Here is a 17,268-nt window from a genome sequence, read left to right as displayed (position 1 = left end):
CTTTTATGATTCGATATCTCCTATAAATAAAATTGAGAAAGTCGGGAAATTCCCAGACCTTCCCTTTCTTTAAACGTTATTCATTTATTCCTTGACTTTCGTCTCCCACAATTAAAGGTAGATAAACCGTAAAAACAGTACCCCATCCGAGTCTGCTTCTTGCCAACACTTTGCCTTTGTGCATTTCAATAATCTTTTTCACGATGGAAAGCCCTAAGCCGGTGCCGGTTCCACGTCTTGACCTCGACTTATCGACTTTGTAAAACCGTTCCCAGATATTTTCAAGTTCCTCTTGAGGAATCCCCGGACCTTGATCCTTTACGGAGATGAACGCCCAGTCATTTTCAAACCCAAGTTGAATTCTTACCTTCGTACCGAATTCGGAATGCTTAATCGCATTATCCACTAAATTGGTAAGCACCTGCTTCAGTCGATCACTATTACCCCAAATCGTAACCGGCTCTTCCGGTAGAATAATCTCCAATTCAATCTCTCTCGACTCAGCCAATTGCTTGAAACGCTCGACAGAGATCTGAACGAGCTTATTCAGAACCACATAATCCATCTCAAAGGTTTCAACCGCTTCTAAGGCCTTAAGGTCGAGCAAATCATCCACGAGGCGTCTTAGCCTCTCGCTTTCGTCAATGATCAATTTTAAGTAGTGTTGCTCTTGCTCTTTCGATTTCACCAACCCATCTAGGACCGCCTCAGAAAATCCCTGGATTACCGTCAATGGAGTCCGCAGTTCGTGAGAAACATCAGACAAAAGTTCCTGACGTAAGCGGTCATATCGTTCGATCGCTTCAATTTTCGCCTTGAGTTCGGCGGACATAACATTAAAGGAATGGGCCAAACGTCCGACTTCATCTTCTGAAGCGACCTCAATTTGTCGGCCGAAATCCCCTTCCGCGATGTTCTTTGCTGTTTCTTCCATGTTAACAAGAGGTCGTATCAGCTTTCGGGAAATGAACATGCTGAGAATCGTTGCTAAGATAATGCCAAGGAGTGCCCCCCAAAAAGCAATCCATAATAAGCTATGAACATGTTGCTTAATCAAGGATAAAGGAGTACATATGACCACGGTTCCTAGGATTTGCTCTTGGACTCTTAAGGGAACGGCAACGAGAAACATTTCAATCTCTCCGCCCGGAAAGATTCCAGAGTAAACCACATTATTTCCACTGGCGATTTTCCCCTTAAAACCAGGCTCCTGTAGAATCCGTTTGAGGGATGCGCTAATCGGCTGTCCCGCTAAATGCTCTCCATTAAGATCGGCGATCACAATATCTGCGTTTAGGAAACTCCCTAGGATCTGAAACCTTTCCTTAAGCAATGTCGGATCCGTATCCTGATAAGTATTGTAAATCGTAACGACTTCTTCAGCCTCGTAAATATAAAATTTAGCCTGTTGATTATAAATAAGGGTCCGAATCTGTTGGGCTTGAATGAGAACGGAAAGCAAAAAAACTCCCAAGATGAGGCCCACAATAGTCAACCAAAGTTTAAGGATCAGGCTCTTTCTTAATGACCACTCCATTCGAATTTGTACCCCACTCCTCTAACGGTTTGAATAAAGTCGCTAAACCCAACTTGACTCTCAAATTTTGAACGTAAACGATTGATATGCGTATCAACCGTTCTTGAATCTCCGCAATAATCATACTCCCAGACCGTGTTCAGCAATTGATCGCGCGTAAAGATCCGGTTTGGCTTCTTGGCTAAAACTAACAGGAGATCAAACTCTTTTGTTGTGAGCTTAACCTCTGTCCCCTCCACAATCACTTCGCGGGTAATTTGATTGATGGTAAAATCCGGGTAGGAAATTAAATGCTCTTTGGTCTGTTCCCCTTCCAGTCGACGGAGAACAGCCTTGACCCGAGCGCTCAATTCTCTTGGACTAAAGGGTTTGACGACATAATCATCCGCTCCTAAATCAAACCCTAGGACCCGATCATTTTCCTCCCCTTTAGCGGTCAACATAATAATCGGAATTTGAGTTTCTTTCCGTAAGACTTTGCAGACCGTCCACCCATCGAGACCCGGCATCATCAAATCGAGAATAACGAGATCGAAGGAGTCCTTGCGAACCTTCTCCAAAGCACTATTCCCATTGTCCGCTTCTTCAATGTCATAGCCTTCCGCTTCCAGATAGAGGCGGACAATCTCTCGGATTCGCTCATCATCATCGACGACTAAAATTCTCATATCCTATCACTCCACGACGTTTTCATAAAATTACTTCTTTAAAATTTTACTTTAGATATTTCACTTTCCAATTATAAAATCCCCTTTACCAGCACCAATCATTCCGACCATTTTCACATTGGTCCTTAGGAAGAGTATACCAATCAAATAGAGGATTATAATTCGGGGTCATGGGACTGGGACTATACCACATGCCCCCCGCTCCATTTCCATCCGTAGTGGAGGAAGAAGACCCGGAATTTTGCGTAACCGACTCCCTTTGAGACACGGGTAAACTTTGACTCCATACTGGGGGATGAAGCATCGCGATGCCCTTAGGGATGAACACTCCTGCCAAAAAGGCCAAGAGGACAAGGAAAACGATTAGTATTTTGTTTCTCATCCGAACCCCTCCTGATCCATTGCGTCCTCTTTTTGCATCCTCTTTCTTGTCATTTTCAATGCTCCATCAGGTTCAATCGTAAATATACGGATTCCCATGCTCCCATCGGTCCACTCACGACAGCAATCTGAACAGAAATATCGGTTCCGTCCGATCTTTCCGATTTGATTTCCTTTACAGAAAACACAATTTCTCAAGAACCTCGACCTTCCACTCAAATCTTAAACCTACCCATTTCCCTTTTAGTTTATCCTTTGCTTGACTATGTTCATTATAGATTTCCTTTATTACAGAATTCTAACACCATTTTAACAAATTTGTTAAATATAGCGTACACAAAAAAAACGGCTCACAACGCAAGCCGTTTTACTTGATCACTTCTTTCTAATATCACTTACCAGCAACCACCGTAGTAACCGCCAGCATTCGCGCCCCAGCCTCCGCAGTAACCCCGTCCATAGCCGGTACCCGGACCATAACCTGGAACAGGTGCAACCGCCCCATTCTGCTGGGTATATTGCTGCCTGTATTGCTCAGCTTGGTCGATATTGGCTTTGCTTGCATCAGCTTGAGCCTTGCTAATTTCACCCGCCTCAGCATATTTGTCAACGATCTGTTTCTGTAAGTCGACAATTTGTTGGTTTAAAGCGTCAATTTCGGCTTTCTGCTGATCGGTCACGGCAGCGTATGTAGGTACTGTGACCATTGCGAGAATAAAGACTGATGCCAGAATGATGAAAAACCTTTTCATTTTCAAATAATACCTCCTTGTTTCGTATTGGCTTTAGTTTACATGGTAATTTTTACAGGCAAGTTACAGGATTTTAACAATTTTGTTACATAACAATCTGAGTTAGATACTCGGTTCAAGTCTCTTTAATTCTTCGGTCTCAAGTTGCAACGTGACATGATTGATTCCAAAACGCTCCTGAATCATGTGTTTACAAGCAAGGAGAATCTCTTGGGCATTCTTCGTTGGAGCAACGACGATATGACAGCTCAAAGATTCCAAACCCGAAGTAATCGTCCAAACATGCAAATCATGGATTCCTTGAACCCCATCCACTGTATGTAATTGCTGGTTTAATTCATTCACATTGATATGTCCCGGAGTCCCTTCAATTAAAACGTGAACGGATTCCTTAGTCACTCTCCACCCGCTTATCAATACCAGAGCTCCAACGATGATACTGATAATCGGATCCGCCATATACCAATCAAACAAGAGAATTAAGATTCCGGCAACAATAGCACCGACAGAACCTAACATATCCCCGAGCACATGCAAAAAGGCACTTCGTAAATTGAGATTTCCTTTCGTATCCCCCTTCATCAAAATGCCTGCAGATCCCAGATTTGCCAAAAGTCCTAACACCGCGATGACGATCATCATCCCACTTTGAACCATAGGGGGCTCTAGGATTCGTCGATAGGCTTCATAAAATATGATGAGAGAAATAACCGCCAAGGTCACTCCATTCACAAAGGCTGCAAGAATCTCGAATCGATAAAACCCGAAAGTCCGTTTGGCTGATGCCGGCCGTGCTGCCAGCCTCATAGCTATTAAACTAAGAGCGAGTGAAAAGGCATCACTAAACATATGACCCGCATCCGAAATTAGAGCAAGGCTATTGGCAATGATTCCGCCGATAATTTCTGCAATCATGAATGTTACCGTAATGAAGAGTGCAATAGAGAGTAATTTCTTATTCGAAGTTTGAGAATGCGAATGATGCTCCTGCTCGTGATTATGCCCAAAACCCATAGTAACTCCTCCTAGGTTATCTTTTTTATGCAGTTAAGATACGGCTTAGGCACAGTATTTATCATCTATTCCGAGATTATACTGAATGGCTTGGTGCGCCCTACACTCATGTCTTAAATATTCCTACATTTAATAGTACAAAGCTCATATGTTTACAAAACAAAACCCTGTATCACACAGTAAACGTGATACAGGGTAGAAATCAATTTAAAGGATTCAATTTACTCGTCGATGTGCTCTAGACCCTGACGGTATAGCTCTTGCACATGATTATCCTGTAAGGAATAATACACCATTTTCCCATCTCGCCGGTACTTGACCAGATTACTGTTCCGAAGCACTCGAAGCTGATGTGAGGTAGCAGACTGACTTAAGTCCAAAAGCTCCGCTAAGTCACAAACGCAGAATTCCGACTTCGCAAGTGCATCCATAATCCGAATCCGTGTAGGATCTCCAAGCGTCTTAAATAATTCCGCCAGTTGGGTTGCTCGATCAAGACTTAGAACTTGGTTTGAATACGAACTAACCACATCCGGATGAACACACACAACATCACAGATTAGGTTTTCAGTCTCATTATTTTGATCATTCGGCATCACGCAAGATTCACCTCAATATCCTAATCCCTACTTGTTAATATATCAGTAAATCTCCAATCGTACAAGCGAATTCGGATTCACGCAGGATCGATTCGGGCAATTTCATCAAAGCAAAAGCTTAGCGAGCGGTTACTTCTTTGACTGGAACGCTACTTCCTACCACTGCTTTTTGAGGATTTGAATACCGTCTTACTCGCGTGGCATTGAAGATCGCAAGCAAGGCCACTCCGACATCCGCAAAGACCGCTTCCCACATGGTGGCTACACCAAACATTCCAAGTACAATGAAACCGAGCTTGATCACTAAGGCAAACCCAATATTTTGCCAAATAATTTTTTTCGTGAACCGCGCAATATCCATCGCATCGAGTAATTTACTCGGCTGATCTTCCATGAGCACAACGTCGGCTGCTTCAATTGCAGCATCAGATCCTAAGCCCCCCATAGCTACTCCGATATCGGCGCGGGTCAAGACCGGTGCATCATTGATTCCATCACCGACAAAGACAACCTTTCCGTTCCCCTTTTCTTTCTCCAAATATTTCTCGAGCCAGGTCACTTTATCTTCCGGCAGCAGATCGGCATGATACTCTTTAACCCCTAACTTCTCGGATACCGTCTTAGCAACGGTTTCATGATCACCGGTGAGCATAACCGTGGTAATCCCCGCTTTATTAAGCTCCGCTACAGACTCTTTGGCTCCTTCTTTCTCGCGGTCAGAAATCATCAAGTACCCAGCATATTCTCCATCGACTGAGATATACACGAGTGTACCCGCTTCTCTTATTTCCTGGTCAGGAACAATCACTGAGTTATTGAGCAAAAGATCTTTCTTTCCTGCCAATACGCTTTTCCCACTGATTACTGTCCGAATTCCCTTTCCACCGATTTCTTCATAGCTTTCAATAAGGTCTTGACTGATTTCTTTAGCGAGCTTCTTACGGATGGATTTCGCAATCGGATGACTGGAATGTGCTTCAGCGGTTGCTGCAATTTCAAGGAGTTGATCCTCTGTATATCCATTAACAGCCTCAATCTTATTCACTTCAAAAACACCCTGAGTCAACGTTCCTGTCTTATCAAAAATGACCGTACGAACATCAGTCAATGCTTCTAAATAATTCGCTCCCTTAACCAAAATCCCGTGGCGAGACGCGCCACCAATTCCTCCAAAATACCCAAGAGGAACAGAAATCACTAAAGCACACGGGCACGAAATAACTAAAATCGTCATCGCACGGTATAACCATTCCTTAAAGTCTCCTCCCATGAAGAGCGGTGGAATCAAAGCAATTCCTAAGGAAACAACGACGACAGCCGGAGTATAGTAACGCGCGAACGTCGTGATAAATTTCTCCGTCTTGGCCTTCCGTGAACTTGCATTCTCCACAAGATCAAGGATTTTTTGCACGGAAGAATCGGCAAATTCACGGGTAACACGAACCGTGATCACTCCCGAACTATTGATCATCCCGGCAAGAACGGTATCCCCTACCTCAACTTTACGAGGAACGGATTCGCCGGTTAAAGCCGAAGTATCCACAAAGGAGCTTCCATGAACGATTTCCCCATCCAAGGGAACTTTTTCACCCGGTCGCACCAAAATTTGCTGCCCGATGTGAACCTCTTCCGGGTCCACTTTAGTTACGCTCAATTGGTGAACGAGATTAGCATAGTCCGGACGAATATTAAGGACCGCTTGAATTGAACGTCGGGACCGATTCACTGCGCGATCTTCGAAATACTCACCTACGGAGTAGAAAAGCATAACCCCTACTGCTTCCGGGAGCTCGTGAATCGCGATCGCTCCAATCGTGGCTAGCGCCATTAAAAAATTCTCATCAAACACCGAACCACGGAGAATATTCCGAAACGCTTTCTCTAAAACTTCATGCCCGACTAAGACATAGGCCACTAAATAAACGAGATACTCTAGGAACTCTAGAGATGTGCCATGCCAACGGGATCCGAAGATGAGTCCAATAACAAAGAGGACTCCTGCTGCGGAAATGGTTATGATTTTTTTCTGAGCTTCATTGCCTTCGGCCTCTTCGTTGTCAGCAGATTTCTTTCTTTTTTTACCTTCAATGGGTACAAGTTTTACTCCAGGCTCAATTCTTTCCATGATTTCCTGCGCCTGATTCATCATCGAAGGCGGTAAAAAAACGGTTTTCGTAGCATAGTTAATGGAAGTTTCCCCGATTCCCTCGGTCGCACTGAGGGCACGCTCCATTTTCGCTGAGCAATTCGCACAGAATTCCCCTTCAATCCGGTATTTTACTTTGTCCGAAGCATTGGACGCTTTCGTATCGTTTGCTGGAACTAGCTTAACTCCCGGTTCAATTTTATCCATGATTTCTTGCGCTTGTTCCATCCTTGATGGAGATAAAAAAACTGTTTTCATTGCATAATTGATGCTGGTCTCCCCGATTCCTTCTGTTGAACTCAAGGCTCTCTCCATCTTCGCTGAACAATTGGCACAGAATTCTCCCTCAATCCGGTATTTTACACGTTCCTCCCCCAGATTTGTTTGATTATCTTGCATCTCTTTTCCCTCCAAAACACTTAAAAAATATCTATTATTGTCTTCTCAATTTAATATATGAATATCTGTTCATATGTAGTATAGCAAATGCAAATTTTCCTTACAAGGTTTTTTTATTATTATTTTATTGGATGAGAAAAATTAGTTTTTTTAATAATTCTTTTTTCGTGAAAAATATTGCAAAGAAACACTCTAACGAGTAAACTACACACATGAACATCTACTCATAAGTAAAGATGTGGAGGAGAGTAAGCCATGTACATTGTCATTACCGAAGAAGCCAGGCTTTTTATCAGCGAAAAGTACGATTCCCATGTGACCATTGATTGTGTTTTAGAAGGCGGCTGAAAATGCAGTTCCAGCACGGCTATAGAAAGCCATGTCCCCTCGGTTCGAGGGGGTACACCCGACGATTCAGAATATCTTACGTACCAAATCGATCAAATTACAGTTCACCTCGATTCTAGAATCCGGCTGCGCAATCCTGAGGACCCCCTAAAACTAAGTTCCACAGGCTTCTGGATCTTTCGTACTTTGGAAATTTCGAATGCTCGCTGTGCTTGGCCAGGGGAAAAGGATTAAAGTAAACCGTAAAAAAGACATGTTAAGCATTAAACACACAACCTCAAAATGCACCTTATAGTCCTTTTGAAACACTGCGCCTCGGAACATTCCCCAACTTTTCAAATAGTTACAGAGATGCAGACACATTGAGCCGATGATTTCGTCGTCAGCTGCGGATTGATGCCTAGCAAAAAATGAATAGCAGTGCTCCCATGACCGATATCTGTGTTTCTCTATTTTGGCCGACTTATCATGAAATACAAGTGCATTATTCAGCAGAAAGGCAATATCAACCTGCTTCCACTGTATTGGTTTATGACCTGCAATCATTTAATAATTCGCTTGGCCTTTTGTTAATATTGCTGGGCGCTCCAGCTGTGTAGGCGCTGCATCATCCAAGTAGTACCTGAGTTTTAGGGTGGTGCTGTTTCCGCTTGGAGGTGTGACCAGCACTTCATATTTTGAAAAGCAAGGGATGCTACGCATTGCATCACAAATTGATTTGGGTATGTTGCCCAAGCCCATTTCCTTTTTGATATCTCCAGCACGAATATCCTTTATTGCGTACCCATCTTCTTTGGTCTGCTGCAGAATACGAAAGATATACCTTCTGATTTCCTTTGTTTGGTTGGCCAACTCCTACTTTAGTGTCCAATAAAACGGATAGTTATTATTTGTTGTTCTTTTTTCTGTCGGTATATCTTCTTAGAGTGATAGGTTAGCCTTCATGGTTCATCATGAACCCTTCCATAGTCCAGCAAGCAGTCAGACCTTCCCCTCGGCGGGGAAGGTCATTTTTAGCCTATCAGCCTGAATTCGGCTGCACCAAATAATACAGATTGCTGCTCTTGCCGCCGTTCTCACGCCATCTTTGCTCCTTGCGCAGACGGCCGCTTTTTTCAAGGTCAGCTATGGCACGTTTAACGGTACTTCGGGACAGCTTCAGCTCTCTGGCGATGGTACCAATCGCCGGGTAACATTTGCCGTCCTTATCTGCTCGGTCATGCAGGTACATATAGACAGCCCTGGCACGATGCGGAAGCTCCGAGGAATAAAGAGAAGAAAAGTAACCCACAGCTTCACCTCCTATTCAATCCGAACAGGCGATTTTGTCCTGACAGGCGCTTCAGGCTCCTGAAACGGTGTATGCAGTAACCCGCCCGATGCGGCTGCACCAGCTTCAGCTTCCTCCGCCACATCAACGCAGGCAGAGTGACGGCGGATGATTTCTTCCTCTACTCTGCGCCTGTCGGCATACTCCACCTTTCGAGCCGATTTCTCGGCAATCTCATAAGGCTTGCCGAAGGTTATGCCCCATTTCGTAAATAGCTTTAATTTGGTACGCATCGGGTAAGCGCCCGTCTTGGTGACAATAAAATGGCCCTTTGGCATAGACTTCAGCTCGTCCGGCGTCATCAGCGGACGCTCAATCATCTGCAGACTCTGCGACGGATCGTTTTTACCCCGGCTGATGGAGCCGCTCATGACCGTCTTGCTTCCCATGGCTTTTGATAAAATCTGCGCTGATTCGCTATTGGGAGCAAACCCCCCGAACACGGTATCCTGGCAGTTGTCTATGATGATAGCAGAGCCTTCGCGGCCATAGTTTTTCTCCAGCTGTGCAAAGCTCTGGATGATGGCTACAATGGACACACGGCGGGAACGGGAAGCCGAGAACATCATCTCCGCCGACTCGATTTTGGGGATGGTTCCGATCTCGTCGAGGAACATCATCACACGGTTGGGAAGCTTTCCGCCATGCTCGTCGGCCAATGACAGGATTTCACGGTAGAGCTGCTGTACGATCAGACTGATAATGAAATACTTGGTGTTGTCTTCCTCCGGCATTACCAGGAATATTGCACTTTTATTGATACAGAACTTCTCCGCATCAATGGCTGTGTCAAAGCACAGGATTTGCTCTAGTTCAGAGTCCAGAAATGCATTGAGCCGGGACAGCGCAGTGGAGAGAACGCTTTGCATGGCCTGCTCCGCAGTGTTGAGTGCCGCCCCAGCAAACCATTTTGTTTTATGCTCATCCGGCAGATGGGCAAGGAGCAGTTGAAACAAAGTCCTGCCCTTGACGCCGCTGGGCGCAAGCAGATCCTGAATGAGCTTGAAAACGGACACGATGTGCCTCTGTTTTGGTTCACAGTATTCCGCTATAAGCAGAATAACGGATGTCAGCAGTCCTTCCGCTGCGTCATAGAAAAAGGCATTTTGCCCGGCCATTGCTGTATCAAAACCTCCAGAGTTGATGATGGTCTTTGCGGTAATCTTCGCATACTTCTCAGCTCTAGCCTTAAACGCAAGATTCTGAGGATTTTTCAAGTATGCGTCCATATACCTGTTGACCAGGTGGAGAAGATTGTTTCCGTCCGAGCGGGTAGGGTTTCTTAGGTCAATGACAGCAACATCATAGCCGTAGAAGTCTTTGGCAATTCCGGCATAGTTGCGGTAGAGGTCGCCCTTGGTGTCGGTGGTCACAAAGCTCATGCCACAGGCGCAGGCATATTCCAGATTAGGATAGAGAAAGTTAGCGGTCTTACCGACGCCTGCCGCACCGATCATCAGGCAGTGGATATCGTCATCGTCTACCATCGCATATCCATGCGGAGCAGTATTGTCAAATAGCAACGCTTTCCTCCAGCCAACTATCAGACCCTGCGCTTTCGGAAAACTTTCGCCCTTTCTCCACTTCTCCGGCTCGTAGGGAACTTCCGTATAAGTCTTTTTAATCTCCCGCTTTGTTGCCCAGCGCGCCGTACCATGCTGGCCGTCGCCGACGATTTTGGACTTGATCCCGTTTAAGGTGTAGTAATGCGCTATGAGTGATAACATTCCGATAACGCCGAACATGGTCAGCCCGGCAGCGGTTAAGATAATGATTTGGGATGTCTGCAATGTGACCCCTCCTTTACATGGTCATAGAAAAATTTACTGCTTGCTCCTGTACAGAAAGCATAGTCGGCAATTCCAGCTCAACAAACATCATGGTTTTGACGCAGTCCAGCGCAAGGAGCTGATAGGAGGATAGGAGCTTTTCCTTATCCTCCAATGTACGGATGCCGGATGTATGAAGCTGACGGCTGATATTGGAAACATCCTGTCGCAGCTGCTCCGCCTTAGTGCGAAGCCAGCCCCGATCCTCATGAGGATGGTAGCTGTCTTGCAGCTTTTGAATTAGCTGCTCCATTGTCACTGGCTGTTCCATCTGGCGCAACTGCCTTTGCATGGCTGTCAGTGAGCCAGCTGCCATACACTGTAGACATTCCCGAGTAGCTTCCGCATTAAGAGCTGCTGTTTTACCGGAGGCAAGAAGCGGTTCCGCTGCCTCGGCGCACTCCGCGAGGAAGGAGTCAATGTCTTTATGCGCTGCAAGAGCTTTGCACAAATCGTGCAGCTCTGCGATAACCTTTGGCAGAAGCTCCAGCTTCCGATGCTCTCTCGCCGGAATGGGACTTACACCGTTTTTGGCTTTCAGATCCTCATTCCAGTCCTTGTACTGCGATTGCATTACGGAAATATCCCTATAGCCCTTTTCATACAGGATATCCTTCAGCCGACCGACAGCCTCAATGCCCGCCTCATCATGGTCCAGGCACAGCACGACGCTTTTCAGATAGGGATTAAGCTTCAACTGACAGAGCAAGGCGTGTTCCGATACTCCGTCCAGCGTGACATAACTGTGCCGCTTCCAGCCATCCTGATGCAAAGTGATGAAGGACAGCATATCCACCGGCGCCTCAAATACATAGAGGACGCTGCTCTCTCCAATCCAATGAAAGCTGTATTTCGGGTCACTGCCCTCCACATTCCCCTTATACGGTTCTCCATGAGTATAAGTACCTCGCTTGTGGGCATGACGGGGGATGCCTTTTTCATCCAATCCGACAAACACAGCATTGTGATATTCCTTGTCCTCGTAGATCAGCTTTTTATGTGCAAAGTGAGACAGCACCTCACGGTCAATGAACCGTTGTTTGATTAGATAGGCAAACACTCGGCGCATATCCGGATTGGCATCCGGAAGAGCAAATTCCTTACGGGGAGCAGGTGCACTCTTTACTGTCTGATTCCATTCCACGCCTGAGTCCTCTCCGAGCAGGAAGCTCACAGCTTCGGGAAAGCTCATGTCATAGAACTGCTGAACAAAATCAATAGCATGACCACCTTCCTTCCGGCTGTGGCGAAACCACTGATTGCCGCGCACGGTCACGCTGTCATGACGCTTCCAGCGCCACTCGCGGCCGGAGCGCACAAGCTGTTCTCCCTGACGCTGGAGGAAGTCAACCAGGTCGACAGAGTTTGCCTGCTGCTTTTGCTCGTCTGTAAAATGAATATATGCCATACTCCACTACCCCCTTAGTCAGCGTTTACGCCTGCCGCACCGGCGAAAAAAAGCCACCCGTCGATGAGCGGATGGCTTGAATAACGCCGGATTGAGTTTTTCGGGAAACGGTTTCTTTTTCTCCTGATGTTTTGTTTGTAACCTCAGCATGTAAACCCTCCTTTGCATTAATAGGTTGTTTGCTTGAGCTCATGATCGTCCGAAGCGTGACCCTGGGCGATCTTTTTCTCACGGAGCTTGCGGCGCAGCTTGCTTTCCACCTGCATGCCGGGTTCGACGGAATGCCTTCGCTGTTCCTCCTGAAAGATCCGGCTTAAGTGATGCAAAAGTCTTGTTGCCGCAAGGAACAGGGGAGGATCACGGAAAGAGTCAAGATGGTCGAGGAAAAACTGCGCATAGATATTGCCCTGTTCGGCAGACAAGGTCAGCCATCTAATGGCTGCCTCCCGGTCACGAGGTACATCTCTGCCTATGAGATACAGCTTTCCAAGGGCATATTGAGCATATTGATTGCCTTGCTCTGCGGATAAAATCAGCCACTTGACGGCCGACTCCGCATTCTTGGTAACATGCTCGCCAAGCAGATAGAGCTTTCCAAGTTGATATTGTGCGAATGAATTGTTCTGCAATGCCGATTTAGTGAACAGCTCCACAGCTCTTGGAATATCTTGAGGCGCATCTTCGCCGGTAAAGTACAGCTTTGCCAGTGTGTACTGCGCGTACTGATTTCCAAGCTCTGTGGAAACCGACAGCCATTTGACGGCGGTAGCCGCGTCCTTTGGAATATTCTCACCGTTAAGATACAGTTTACCTAATGCATAGGCTGCGTACTGGTTCTCCTGATCCGCTGACTGAATAAACAGGGTAATTGCTTTTTCCATATCTTGCTCCACATGACTGCCGTCCCGATAGAGCTTGCCCAGAGCATACTGCGCCAGACTGTTGCCGTTCTCCGCGGCTTTGGTCAGCCACTGGACGGCCCTTTCAGCATTTTCATGACCACTGTCCACATCCAGATAGATTTTGCTGAGCATGTATTGTGCGTGGACATTGCCAAGCCGGGCAGCCTTTTCAAAATATACAATGGCCACTTCCACATTCTTTTCCGTACCGGTTCCGCTGTAGAGCATCTGCCCCAGTCGGTACTGGAGCTTATCGTCATGGCTCTGTTCCTCCAGCCGCTTGAAGCCGTAAAAGGCTTCCTCGAAGTGCAGCTCTGCTTCTTCGCCGTTCTTCACCGTGCCGATTCCATCCCGATGCATCTTGGCCAGCTCGTAATCGGCATACGGCACACGTTGTCCGGCAGACCTGCGGTATAATTCAAAGGCGTTTTCAAAACTCTGGTCTACGCCCTGTCCCCGGTAGTACAGACCAGCAAGAGAATATTGGGCATATTTGTAGTTTCTCGAAGCCGACATTTCAAACCATCCAGCCGCTTCCTCATAATCCTGCTTCGTGCCAAGTCCTGCCGCATGCATTTTCCCGATGCGGTATTCCACATACCGATTTTCCTTATTTGCTTCTATTTCCAGAAATGTGGAGAGTGCTTTTTCATACCAACTGAATGCGGCTTCGGCATCCATATCCACGCCAAGCCCGTCTGCGTACATTCTGCCGAGGTCGTGCATGGCGAGCGCGTTGCCTGCTTCGGCTTCCGGCAAAAACAAACGGAGGGCCTGCTCAAAATAAGGCTCCAGTTCATCACTGCCATAGAGAAAAGCACGGGCTTCCTTATATCGATCACTCCACGCGATGTGAGGTCTTCCGGAACCAGCATCTTCGGAATCCGCACGGAATGAACCCTCCGAAGCAGGAGGCGGCATATCATCACCATCCTCCGGTGCTTCATCCGTGACCAGAGTTAGTTCATTCTCCGTCATCATGGAATCGAATTCTTGGGCCGTCGATACAGTTTCTTCATTTAATATATCCGCAGACTCATCGCCTTCAAATGTAAAATGGTGACCGCCGATATTCATGGCTTCGGAGATCACCATATTCTTGATGTGCTTAAATTCCTTCTGCCGTGAAAGCGGCAGCGGGTCAGGAAGCTTATCAGTATATGTTCGCAGGACTTCGTTCCGAATTTCCTGCCATTTTGCATAGGCTTCCGACACCTGCTCATTCTTCGCCAGTTCATCTACAATCTGATCCACGATGGCTTTAAGGGGCGCTTTGAGGTAACCGTACTGCTTCTTTCCGGAGGTGTGCTTCAACCGTTCTGCCAGATGCATGAGCAATGCCTCAATAGTTTCGCTCTCGCACACGCCCCTGTCCATTCTTCCTATAATTTCTTTCAGGGCTTCCCGGCTCTTTTCGGCAAGCTCGTTTCTTTGAGCGGTTTGCTCAGAATATATCTGTATCAAATCCTGCTGAAAGATTTCCTTTGCCAGACTGCTCCGCATCTTATCAATGGCAGACTTTGTGACATACCCTTCACGGGGGTTCACCGAGTATACTATCATGTGGCAGTGAGGATGATGGCCTTCGTTATGAAATGCAGCATACCAGCGCAGGTTTTCCGGAGCTATTTTCATCTGCTCGGCAAAAATATTCCTCTGCTTGCGGATGAGTGCCATCCACGCAGAGGTATTGTCATACCCCAACCGGGCAGCATCCTCTCGTCGCAGAGATATAATAGGCGTCCATACGTTTCCTGCATGACCTCCGACTTCCTCCGCTACTCTTGACAGCACCAGCGGAGTATCCTCATCGGAGAACAGTCCGTGATTGCCCAGCTTTTCGGCTCGGGGTCGGGTGGCGATGTAATTGACATAGACCTCCTGATGAGACAGCCGATCCAGATTCTGATCCAGCGCAGCTGTAATGAATTCTGAAGCATTTGCTGCAGTCGGCTGATTCAGGTAATCCTCATACTCAAATAAATCCGCAGTGTCAGGAAGCTGTGCCAGGATGTCCGCCATGAGCTTCTCCTGTTTTTCTGTAATTAGCATATTACGTTTATACTGTGATACCATCTCCACGCCTTCCCGCGTCGCGACGTATTCCACCAGGTTCTCCAGATGCACTACGGCGTTTTTAATATACCGGCACTTTAAAATAATACGCGGCATGGTTATTCACCCTTTTGGAATTTAGCGACATCCTCGAAGTTCACAGAGCCGATGGACTTCTTCACGTCGGCGACGCATTTTCCGCGCAGTCGGCGCAGGGTGTTTTCATCCACCTCCGCAGTAGAAGCCAGGATGTTCATCATCATGGACATCTCCACTGCCAGCTTGAAGACGAGACGTGCCATGCGGTTTTCTAGACTATCCACCATACCGGCCATGGCTGTGGTAATCGCGGCGGGCAGAAACCTCACGCCTTCCTCCGCTGAGATGTAGCCGCAGTAAAACTTGATTGCCTTTTCGATGAACTCGCTCTGGCTCTGGCAGTTATCGCGCTTGTACCAGTCCGATATCAGCTTCCTGGTTTCGGGATAGATCCACAGAGCGAACTTCTTTTTATTCTTGTTTTCTTCAGTCAAGATACATAGCCTCCTTTCTTTTTATAAGGACTGCAGCCCCTGCCGCAGACCCCATGAAAATCCTTTAAACTCGGGGCTTATTTGGGTATGTTTTTGTGTCCCAACCCCGAAGACGACCCCAAGAGGTAAAATCTGACCCCGGCACAAATCGTCCCCCGACCCGCATTGCGGGGCGGTGTGAAGAGGAGCGGGAAGCTTTGCAACCCCGCTCCTTTAACCAGCATCGTTTTCATGACCATGGTTCACCCCCGGAAACCAGAATGATGGCTTCCCTCAACCCGTCGCACAAAGCCCCAACACGGGGCCTTACTTTCTCAAAGGTGTTACTGTGTCATCCCTATCGGGAAAACGCGACACAGGGGCGCACAGGCGGCAACACGCGCGAAGCTGGCTGAGAAAGAATGCGCTCCAGTGCATCATGCTGATATTTGTTGAACCACAGCTAGATAGATATGCCCATATATGCTCCCCCGTTCTATGTCCCTCTGGGGCCGCAGCGCGAACGGCAGAAAGAAAAAGAAAAAGCTACATGCCGATTGTCTGCGTCGGGCAGTCCAGCGAGGGTTCTGCCGTAAGCAGGTACCAGTTTCCATCAGCCTCATTGAAATTGCAGCTTTCAACAATCTGATCCTTGAGTTCCTCCCAAGAGATCGGAATTTCAGTCCCCCGCACGCCTGCGTGTGCCTGTAATTGATCGAGTGGTATGTCGGGGGAGAGGGTGACGTAGCCTCCGGGTGACATGATTTGGATCACTTCGTTCGGATGCTCCAGCCGGAACTGCTCCAGCGTCATCTGTTCTTTCATACGTCGGTGCCTCCTTCCTGACTGTCAATACCAGCCCTGATTTCAGCTGGTACATGCTTTTCATAAAGAGTCTGCAGCTGAGTTTGCAGTTCGGTCTGCAGTGCTGTGTCATCCATATAATGCCGGAGGATGCACAGCTTTTCAGTGTTATATCGGATTTGAATGGTATCCTGCTTCATGAGCTTCGCGCTCCTTTCCATGTGTTTTTGAGTAAAAATTGCCATGATGGTATACTTTCACGACGAATGCCGGGAAGTATACCATCATGGTTACAATTCATCCAGTGCGTTAATCAGGCTGCTGGGAAGATCGCTCAGTTGAACAGCCCCACCCGGTTCCTCCTGTGCGTCCGTTGGAGTCAGTCGTAGCTTTCTTATTTCATCCCTGATTGCTTTTCGAACACACCTTTCCAGATGCTCTGCCTGATTTGCCGAAAGGATGCAGGTGACTACAAAATCGGAACGCTGTCTGGCAGCCTGCTTTAAGTAGAGGGCTTCGGCTTCCCGATGTCTTGGATTGTCCCTGTCGAAGGATAAAAAGTAGCGTTTTCGTTCTGCCATATC

19 protein-coding genes are annotated in these 17,268 nt (G+C 47.0%); all 19 read right to left on the bottom strand.

All coding sequences use genetic code 11. The annotated features are described in order from the left end of the window. Positions 1 to 76: 76 nt before the first annotated feature. The 19 genes from DESDI_RS06645 to DESDI_RS06560 all read right to left on the bottom strand — a co-directional run bounded on the left by DESDI_RS06645 (position 77) and on the right by DESDI_RS06560 (position 17,265). On the bottom strand, positions 77 to 1,537 hold the full coding sequence (locus DESDI_RS06645; RefSeq protein ID WP_015261871.1) for a sensor histidine kinase: 1,461 nt from the start codon (positions 1,535 to 1,537) through the stop codon (positions 77 to 79). Further along, entirely contained in the window at positions 1,522 to 2,205 is a 684-nt protein-coding gene (locus tag DESDI_RS06640; RefSeq protein WP_015261870.1) for a response regulator transcription factor, read from the bottom strand. The genes DESDI_RS06645 and DESDI_RS06640 overlap by 16 nt, the downstream gene beginning before the upstream one ends. A gap of 85 nt (positions 2,206 to 2,290) precedes the next feature. Then, positions 2,291 to 2,587, bottom strand: coding sequence for a hypothetical protein (locus DESDI_RS06635; RefSeq protein WP_015261869.1), 297 nt, complete (start codon positions 2,585 to 2,587; stop codon positions 2,291 to 2,293). Between the two features lie 55 nt (positions 2,588 to 2,642). Then, positions 2,643 to 2,774 carry a hypothetical protein gene (locus DESDI_RS18395; RefSeq protein WP_282432553.1) on the bottom strand — a complete coding sequence of 44 codons (132 nt, stop codon included), beginning with the start codon at positions 2,772 to 2,774 and terminating at the stop codon, positions 2,643 to 2,645. 207 nt (positions 2,775 to 2,981) lie between these two features. After that, positions 2,982 to 3,338, bottom strand: a complete 357-nt coding sequence (locus tag DESDI_RS06625) for a YckD family protein (RefSeq protein ID WP_015261868.1) — start codon at positions 3,336 to 3,338, stop codon at positions 2,982 to 2,984. Between the two features lie 102 nt (positions 3,339 to 3,440). Further along, entirely contained in the window at positions 3,441 to 4,352 is a 912-nt protein-coding gene (locus DESDI_RS06620; RefSeq protein WP_015261867.1) for a cation diffusion facilitator family transporter, read from the bottom strand. Between the two features lie 221 nt (positions 4,353 to 4,573). Beyond that, positions 4,574 to 4,948 carry an ArsR/SmtB family transcription factor gene (locus DESDI_RS06615; RefSeq protein ID WP_041219323.1) on the bottom strand — a complete coding sequence of 125 codons (375 nt, stop codon included), beginning with the start codon at positions 4,946 to 4,948 and terminating at the stop codon, positions 4,574 to 4,576. 121 nt (positions 4,949 to 5,069) lie between these two features. After that, positions 5,070 to 7,496, bottom strand: coding sequence for a heavy metal translocating P-type ATPase (locus DESDI_RS06610; RefSeq protein ID WP_015261865.1), 2,427 nt, complete (start codon positions 7,494 to 7,496; stop codon positions 5,070 to 5,072). A gap of 501 nt (positions 7,497 to 7,997) precedes the next feature. Next, positions 7,998 to 8,390 carry a hypothetical protein gene (locus DESDI_RS17270; RefSeq protein WP_051015669.1) on the bottom strand — a complete coding sequence of 131 codons (393 nt, stop codon included), beginning with the start codon at positions 8,388 to 8,390 and terminating at the stop codon, positions 7,998 to 8,000. Continuing rightward, positions 8,391 to 8,696 carry a hypothetical protein gene (locus DESDI_RS06600; protein WP_041219321.1) on the bottom strand — a complete coding sequence of 102 codons (306 nt, stop codon included), beginning with the start codon at positions 8,694 to 8,696 and terminating at the stop codon, positions 8,391 to 8,393. It lies immediately after the preceding gene. Between the two features lie 169 nt (positions 8,697 to 8,865). Continuing rightward, complete coding sequence (locus tag DESDI_RS06595) at positions 8,866 to 9,135, bottom strand: helix-turn-helix domain-containing protein (protein ID WP_015261863.1); 270 nt, start codon at positions 9,133 to 9,135, stop codon at positions 8,866 to 8,868. 11 nt (positions 9,136 to 9,146) lie between these two features. Further along, a complete protein-coding gene (locus tag DESDI_RS06590) occupies positions 9,147 to 10,964 on the bottom strand; it encodes a VirD4-like conjugal transfer protein, CD1115 family (protein ID WP_015261862.1) in 1,818 nt (605 codons plus the stop codon). Between the two features lie 13 nt (positions 10,965 to 10,977). Continuing rightward, the gene (locus tag DESDI_RS06585) at positions 10,978 to 12,411 is read right to left on the bottom strand and encodes a DUF3991 domain-containing protein (RefSeq protein ID WP_015261861.1); all 1,434 of its coding nucleotides are present in this window, start codon (positions 12,409 to 12,411) and stop codon (positions 10,978 to 10,980) included. Between the two features lie 25 nt (positions 12,412 to 12,436). Further along, positions 12,437 to 12,604 carry a hypothetical protein gene (locus tag DESDI_RS17850; RefSeq protein WP_156801122.1) on the bottom strand — a complete coding sequence of 56 codons (168 nt, stop codon included), beginning with the start codon at positions 12,602 to 12,604 and terminating at the stop codon, positions 12,437 to 12,439. Beyond that, positions 12,579 to 15,485 (bottom strand): MobP3 family relaxase, encoded by a 2,907-nt coding sequence (gene mobP3 / locus DESDI_RS06580; RefSeq protein ID WP_015261860.1) that lies wholly within the window; start codon positions 15,483 to 15,485, stop codon positions 12,579 to 12,581. Before mobP3 ends, DESDI_RS17850 begins: the two co-directional genes overlap by 26 nt. A 2-nt stretch (positions 15,486 to 15,487) precedes the next feature. Then, positions 15,488 to 15,901 carry a hypothetical protein gene (locus tag DESDI_RS06575; RefSeq protein WP_015261859.1) on the bottom strand — a complete coding sequence of 138 codons (414 nt, stop codon included), beginning with the start codon at positions 15,899 to 15,901 and terminating at the stop codon, positions 15,488 to 15,490. A gap of 525 nt (positions 15,902 to 16,426) precedes the next feature. Beyond that, positions 16,427 to 16,705 carry a hypothetical protein gene (locus DESDI_RS06570; RefSeq protein WP_015261858.1) on the bottom strand — a complete coding sequence of 93 codons (279 nt, stop codon included), beginning with the start codon at positions 16,703 to 16,705 and terminating at the stop codon, positions 16,427 to 16,429. Next, a complete protein-coding gene (locus DESDI_RS06565) occupies positions 16,702 to 16,884 on the bottom strand; it encodes a DUF6103 family protein (protein WP_041219320.1) in 183 nt (60 codons plus the stop codon). Before DESDI_RS06565 ends, DESDI_RS06570 begins: the two co-directional genes overlap by 4 nt. A gap of 90 nt (positions 16,885 to 16,974) precedes the next feature. After that, positions 16,975 to 17,265 (bottom strand): hypothetical protein, encoded by a 291-nt coding sequence (locus DESDI_RS06560; protein ID WP_015261857.1) that lies wholly within the window; start codon positions 17,263 to 17,265, stop codon positions 16,975 to 16,977. Positions 17,266 to 17,268: the final 3 nt, after the last annotated feature.

Source organism: Desulfitobacterium dichloroeliminans LMG P-21439, assembly GCF_000243135.2.
GTDB lineage: Bacteria > Bacillota > Desulfitobacteriia > Desulfitobacteriales > Desulfitobacteriaceae > Desulfitobacterium > Desulfitobacterium dichloroeliminans.
Note: the sequence above shows the minus strand (reverse complement) of the source record. Positions and strands in the feature narration are given on the sequence as shown.

Excerpts from the sequence above, each read along its gene's own strand:
- DESDI_RS06610 (WP_015261865.1), bottom strand. The coding sequence starts at position 7,496 with ATGCAAGATAATCAAACAAATCTGGGGGAGGAACGTGTAAAATACCGG.
- DESDI_RS06565 (WP_041219320.1), bottom strand. The coding sequence starts at position 16,884 with ATGAAGCAGGATACCATTCAAATCCGATATAACACTGAAAAGCTGTGC.
- DESDI_RS06625 (WP_015261868.1), bottom strand. The coding sequence starts at position 3,338 with ATGAAAAGGTTTTTCATCATTCTGGCATCAGTCTTTATTCTCGCAATG.
- DESDI_RS06615 (WP_041219323.1), bottom strand. The coding sequence starts at position 4,948 with ATGCCGAATGATCAAAATAATGAGACTGAAAACCTAATCTGTGATGTT.
- DESDI_RS06640 (WP_015261870.1), bottom strand. The coding sequence starts at position 2,205 with ATGAGAATTTTAGTCGTCGATGATGATGAGCGAATCCGAGAGATTGTC.
- DESDI_RS06620 (WP_015261867.1), bottom strand. The coding sequence starts at position 4,352 with ATGGGTTTTGGGCATAATCACGAGCAGGAGCATCATTCGCATTCTCAA.
- DESDI_RS17270 (WP_051015669.1), bottom strand. The coding sequence starts at position 8,390 with ATGATTGCAGGTCATAAACCAATACAGTGGAAGCAGGTTGATATTGCC.
- DESDI_RS06645 (WP_015261871.1), bottom strand. The coding sequence starts at position 1,537 with ATGGAGTGGTCATTAAGAAAGAGCCTGATCCTTAAACTTTGGTTGACT.
- mobP3 (WP_015261860.1), bottom strand. The coding sequence starts at position 15,485 with ATGCCGCGTATTATTTTAAAGTGCCGGTATATTAAAAACGCCGTAGTG.
- DESDI_RS17850 (WP_156801122.1), bottom strand. The coding sequence starts at position 12,604 with ATGAGCTCAAGCAAACAACCTATTAATGCAAAGGAGGGTTTACATGCT.
- DESDI_RS06560 (WP_015261857.1), bottom strand. The coding sequence starts at position 17,265 with ATGGCAGAACGAAAACGCTACTTTTTATCCTTCGACAGGGACAATCCA.
- DESDI_RS06570 (WP_015261858.1), bottom strand. The coding sequence starts at position 16,705 with ATGAAAGAACAGATGACGCTGGAGCAGTTCCGGCTGGAGCATCCGAAC.
- DESDI_RS06635 (WP_015261869.1), bottom strand. The coding sequence starts at position 2,587 with ATGAGAAACAAAATACTAATCGTTTTCCTTGTCCTCTTGGCCTTTTTG.
- DESDI_RS06585 (WP_015261861.1), bottom strand. The coding sequence starts at position 12,411 with ATGGCATATATTCATTTTACAGACGAGCAAAAGCAGCAGGCAAACTCT.